Annotated in this window: 5 protein-coding genes; 1 reads left to right on the top strand and 4 read right to left on the bottom strand. The window is 29.0% G+C overall.

Annotated elements, in window-relative coordinates:
• Positions 1-215: 215 nt before the first annotated feature.
• From AC13CQ_RS05735 to rnr, 4 genes are all read right to left on the bottom strand, one after another.
• Positions 216-641 carry a DoxX family protein gene (locus AC13CQ_RS05735; protein WP_474506890.1) on the bottom strand — a complete coding sequence of 142 codons (426 nt, stop codon included), beginning with the start codon at positions 639-641 and terminating at the stop codon, positions 216-218.
• Entirely contained in the window at positions 613-1296 is a 684-nt protein-coding gene (locus AC13CQ_RS05730) for a LysE family translocator (RefSeq protein ID WP_474506891.1), read from the bottom strand. The genes AC13CQ_RS05735 and AC13CQ_RS05730 overlap by 29 nt, the downstream gene beginning before the upstream one ends.
• A 170-nt stretch (positions 1297-1466) precedes the next feature.
• Positions 1467-2141 (bottom strand): head GIN domain-containing protein, encoded by a 675-nt coding sequence (locus AC13CQ_RS05725; RefSeq protein WP_474506892.1) that lies wholly within the window; start codon positions 2139-2141, stop codon positions 1467-1469.
• Positions 2142-2555: 414 nt separating this feature from the next.
• Positions 2556-4745 (bottom strand): ribonuclease R, encoded by a 2190-nt coding sequence (gene rnr, locus AC13CQ_RS05720; protein WP_474506893.1) that lies wholly within the window; start codon positions 4743-4745, stop codon positions 2556-2558.
• 353 nt (positions 4746-5098) lie between these two features.
• Here rnr and AC13CQ_RS05715 point away from each other — a divergent pair, with 353 nt between their 5' ends.
• Entirely contained in the window at positions 5099-5341 is a 243-nt protein-coding gene (locus AC13CQ_RS05715) for a hypothetical protein (protein WP_008611489.1), read from the top strand.
• Positions 5342-5581: the final 240 nt, after the last annotated feature.

Raw genomic sequence — 5581 nt, 5'->3', positions numbered from 1 at the left:
TATACTTGTCTGCTCTTTTATCGCTTCAATGGCTACTTTGGCCTTAAAGGATGCGCTGAATTTTCTTCTTGATGTTTTCATATTGACAGGGTTAAAATTACAACTTAATTTCCTGTCCTAAATTTGGGGAGTATTATACTTTGCAATAAGAAAAAAGAAAAAAAACATTATTCGTAACTATTTTTAAATCAATTTACTTTTATAGACCAACAATCTTAATTTACAAGCAAATAAAAACAAAAAACTACAGGAATAATATAAACTGTAATTTTCATAGCGCCATCAAAGTCTTTGGCTATTCGCTGGCCAATTAAAAAAATAAATAATACCAATAAAGAAATTATACAACTTAAGATTGCAAAATATTTATCTCCTGAAAAAACATTATAAATTCCTATTATAGAAAAAATCCCAGCTAAAAGTTCTAAAATAGTAATTAAAAAAAGAGTTAATGGTACAATAGATTTAACAAAAGTGCCTTTAAAATGCTGTTTTAAAAAAGAAATAGTACCGCTCCAATCAGAAATTTTATCATAAAAACTAAATAAAAAAGTAATAGCAATAAAGAGCAATAAACTTAATTGAGGCAATAAATTAAAATAAGCATTCATATTAACGTTCTCTAATATCTTGGATAACATTCTCTATCTTCTGCTTTTCATTAGGGAAAAAGCCTTGTAGGACTAGTACAAAGCCAAAAAGAACAAGAATCAAGCTAATTATACGTTTAATTTTAAAAATTCGCTTAGGTGTAAGCTTATTCCGTAATTGCTTTGCAAGTAAAATTTTAATACAATCAATAAAAAGATAGGTAATTAAAATAGTAGTTATAAAGATAAAAATTCTATCATCGTTCATTTCTAATTTAGGTCCAAAAATAATAATAATGCCTAACCAGAAACCTAACACTCCAACATTTATAAAATTCAATAAAAATCCTTTAAAGAAAAGTCGCATATAATTGCGCTTTACCACTACTTGATTAATGGCATTTCTTATATCCTTTTTATAATCGCTTTTACATTTTATAAAGGAAATTACTCCATAAGTAATAAGCAAAATACCACCAAATATAAACAAAGAAGGATCGTCTTTAATTTTATGAAGAATCTTATTTGTACTAAAATAAGCTATTAGAATAAAAGCAATATCTCCTAAAACAACCCCTAAATCAAAACTAAAAGCAGCTCTAAAACCTTTAATTGCACTCGTTTCTAACAATACAAAAAACACGGGACCTATGGTAAATGCCAAAAGAATTCCGAGTGGTATTGCTTTAAAAACGTCTTCAATCATTGAAATAATTTTATAAAAATTCAGAAAAACTGAAATAAATTAAATCTCTTTAAGAGAAAAAAGAAAACTATACAGGTGTTTTAGATTGATTTAGAAATATCAAAAATAAAAAATCATCATAACTTAATACCAATTATGATGATTTTAAATATTTTAAAATTAAAATTTTATTATAATTCATTTATAGTACCTCCAACAAAAGTTTGCTTTTGAAGTACTCTTGGACTTCCATAAACATTAATTGTTCCTCCAACTTTTACTTTAGCATCTACAAATTCTGTGGCATTAACATCTGCTACTCCCCCAGCTTTGACATCTACTTCTGTTTGTTCTGATACTAAATCTCCACCTTCAAACCTACCACCAGTGTTTACAATAACTTCTTGATTTTTGGAAGTTCCAGTTATAGTAATAACTCCAGCTGTAATTGCTTTAGAATCCAATCTGTCTACTTTTAAATCGGCTTCAATTTTAGCACCCTCCTGTGCTCTAAGTTCAAGATCTACCTGCTCAATTGTTTCTTTTACAGAAATCATAGCGTTTTCATTGGCATCTAAAACATCAATTATGTCATTAGTATATAAAACAACAAAAGTGGTATACCCATTAAAAACTTCATTGATATTCATCCTAACTTTTAATTTTCCTCCTTTATTAACAAAAACAACATCAGAGGGACTCTTACCAGAAATTACTGCTTTTGTTTTATCTCCTTTTACAATTTTTACAGATAAACCATCGTATGCTTTAACTTCATGAAATTCTCCTAATTCTTTGGTAATATTATCCTGTCCAAATGCCAAAGAAGTTAAAAAAAAGATACTTACTACAATTATATTTTTCATAATCCATTTACCACTAAGTGGTTTTTATTTTTCGATTTTTAAAATCTACATTAATCATTCTTTCAATTACACTTTAAACGTATTAAAGGTTTATAAAAGCTTTGATAAAGATAATCTACAATTAAGTGGAATATGAAATTTAAAATGATAAAAAATGTTAAGATTAGCAAAGTATGCAGTTGATAGTTAAAAAATAATTTTCTTATCTCGACACTATCTACTTTAACTTTTTACTTTATAAATTTACACTTAAAGATGCAACCAAAAGTATCCTGCGGCGGTCTTTTCTCTTTATTCCTTTTTCTATCAGCGAAAGTCTTGATTCTATGTTCTTTATTCTATTCTCTAAAATCTAGATTATTGACTTTAAATACTATACACTTTCCACATTAAAACTTTATACTTTACAAACTATTAACCATTAATTTTCTTTCCGGTAAGTTCAAAATCTAAATGACGTTTTACTAAATCTGTACTTTTTAGTTTTACAAACACTTCGTCTCCTAGCTGATACATATTCTTAGTAGATTCTCCAACGAGCGCATATTGCTTTTCATCAAAAACATAATAATCGTCTTTAATATCTCTAGTTCTAATCATACCTTCACATTTATTATCAACAAGTTCCACATAAATTCCCCATTCTGTAACCCCAGAGATAACACCTATAAACTCTTCGTCATAACGTCCTTCCATAAATTTAATCTGCATATATTTTATAGAATCACGCTCAGCACTGGTAGCCAAATATTCCATTTGCGATGAATGTTTACATTTAGCTTCATACTTTTCGGCATCTACAGAAGCACCTCCATCAAGATAATGTTGTAATAAACGATGCACCATAACATCTGGATACCTACGAATTGGCGATGTAAAATGTGTATAATAGTCAAAAGCAAGTCCGTAATGCCCTATGTTATCTGTAGTATAAACAGCTTTACTCATAGTACGAATAGTAAGCGTATCTACAAGATTTTGTTCTTTAGTACCTTGAACTTCTTCCAATAAAGCATTTAAAGAGCTTGTTACAGCTTTTTTACTTTTCATATCTATACTATATCCAAACTTAGAAATAACGCCTTGTAAAAGCATTAATTTTTCGTCATCTGGCTCATCGTGTACTCTATAAACAAAAGTTTTCTTTTGCTTGCCTATAAATTCTGCAACTTTTCTATTAGCTAACAACATAAATTCCTCAATAAGTTTGTTAGCATCTTTGGTAGTTTTAAAATAAACACCAATAGGTTCACTTTTATCATTGAGTTCAAATTTAACTTCCACTTTATCAAAAGAAATAGCACCTGCAGATAAGCGTCTACCGCGCATCAATTTTGCCATTTCATCTAATGTAATAATAGCCTCTGCAATATGGTTTTCAACTTCGTAGCTTTGGCCAGTTAAAGAAACATCAGCAGGAACACTATTATTCTGATTTTCTATCATGGCTTGTGCTTCTTCATATGCAAAACGTCTATCAGAATAGGTAACAGTTCTACCAAACCATTTATCTAAAACCTGCGCATCTTTATTCATTTTAAAAACCGCAGAAAAAGTTAGTTTTTCTTCATTAGGACGTAAGGAACAAGCATTATTGGACAGAATTTCTGGTAGCATAGGCACTACTCTATCCACTAAATAAACCGATGTAGCACGATTGTATGCTTCTTCTTCTAAAACAGAATCCAAATCTATATAATGGGAAACATCTGCAATGTGAATACCTACTTCAAAATTACCATCTTCTAAAACTTGGAAGGAAAGTGCATCATCAAAATCTTTTGCATCCTTTGGATCTATAGTAAATGTAGGAACATCTCGCATATCTCTACGCTTTGCAATTTCCTCTTTTGTAATAGAAGTATCTAATTTATTAGCATAGTGTTCTACTTCTTCAGGAAAATTATAAGGTAAACCATATTCAGCTAAAATAGCATGAATCTCTGTATCATGTTCCCCTGGTTTACCTAGAACTTGTACAATTTTACCGTTCGGAGAATCGGCATCCTTTGGCCAATCTATAATTTCTACAATTACTTTATCTCCATGCTCTGCATCCCCAATTTTATTTTTAGGAACAAAAATATCACTGTACATTTTAAAATCTGTAGGATTTACAAACGCAAAGTTTTTCTGTAATTGAACAATTCCTACAAAAGTAGTTTTCTTACGTTCTAAAATTTTGGTAATCTCCCCTTCTATTTTCTTTCCTTTTCTACGTCTCGGAAAAACATACACTTCTACTAAATCTCCGTGTAATGCTTTATTTAATAAATTAAAAGGAACAAAAACGTCAGAATCTAAATCTTCACATATTACATACGCATTATTTCTGCCTGTCATATCTACAATTCCTTCGTAATAATTTTGCGACGGAATTGCCTTATATTTTCCTCTCTCCACCTCCTCTATTCGTTGTTTATCTTTTAATTGACCCAATCTTTTTATAATTAAATTTCTACCGTTGGTATCTGTTATATCTAATTTAGCAGCAATTTGCTTATAATTAAAACTCTTTTCTCTATTACTCTCTAATACAGTAAAAATGCCTTTTGTAAGCTCATTTTTTTTGTGCTTTTGGGCTCTTTTTTTTCTTTTCGTCATATATTTTTATTCTTCTAGTAAAATACTAATTATTATAGAAGCAATCTAATTAATTTTAAAAGTTAAAGTTTTATTAAATATTGTGTAACAATAATACTTTTGCATCGTCTATTAAATAGACATCACTTTATACATTGAAAAAATTATATAAAATAATACTCTTTTTTATTCTTGTCTTCTTGGCAGGAATTTTGTCGTTTGCTAGCTATATAAATTATTCTTTAGATAAAAAAGAACATTTAGAAACTGCACGTTCCATAGATACAACTACTACCAATAAAGTTTTATAAAGATAAACTTCTTATTTTTAAAAGGAAATTTTCCTTATTTTTAAGTGAATTAATCCGCACAGAATGAAAAATTTTGTTTTGGTTGCTACGTATACTTATCCGCATGAGTATCTAATTCTTAAGTTTATACTTACAGAAGAAGAAATTCCATTTTTTTTTGAGAACGAAACTATGATTGGTATTTCTCCTTTTTATTCTAATGCTTTGGGAGGTATTAAACTTCGTGTGCATGTAGATTATGTTGACTACGTAAAAGAATTAATTCAACAATTTGATAATCCAGGAAATCACTTAAAGATTGTTTAAACTCCTAAACAATCAACTTCAAGTATTAAAACTAAACCACTCTTTATATAAAAATTCTGTTTGGTAAGATTCTACAAATGTAGTTTTATTTTCTGACTATATATAATACTCCCCAAATTTAGGACAGGAAATTAAGTTGTAATTTTAACCCTGTCAATATGAAAACATCAAGAAGAAAATTCAGCGCATCCTTTAAGGCCAAAGTAGCCATTGAAGCGATAAAAGAGCAGACAAGTATAC

The organism is Galbibacter sp. L-19, from assembly GCF_056857615.1.
Note: the sequence above shows the minus strand (reverse complement) of the source record. Positions and strands in the feature narration are given on the sequence as shown.

What these genes read in the sequence shown, in the direction of transcription:
- AC13CQ_RS05735 (WP_474506890.1), bottom strand. Translation starts at nt 641, where the DNA reads ATGTTATCCAAGATATTAGAGAACGTTAATATGAATGCTTATTTTAAT.
- AC13CQ_RS05730 (WP_474506891.1), bottom strand. Translation starts at nt 1,296, where the DNA reads ATGATTGAAGACGTTTTTAAAGCAATACCACTCGGAATTCTTTTGGCA.
- AC13CQ_RS05725 (WP_474506892.1), bottom strand. Translation starts at nt 2,141, where the DNA reads ATGAAAAATATAATTGTAGTAAGTATCTTTTTTTTAACTTCTTTGGCA.
- rnr (WP_474506893.1), bottom strand. Translation starts at nt 4,745, where the DNA reads ATGACGAAAAGAAAAAAAAGAGCCCAAAAGCACAAAAAAAATGAGCTT.
- AC13CQ_RS05715 (WP_008611489.1), top strand. Translation starts at nt 5,099, where the DNA reads ATGAAAAATTTTGTTTTGGTTGCTACGTATACTTATCCGCATGAGTAT.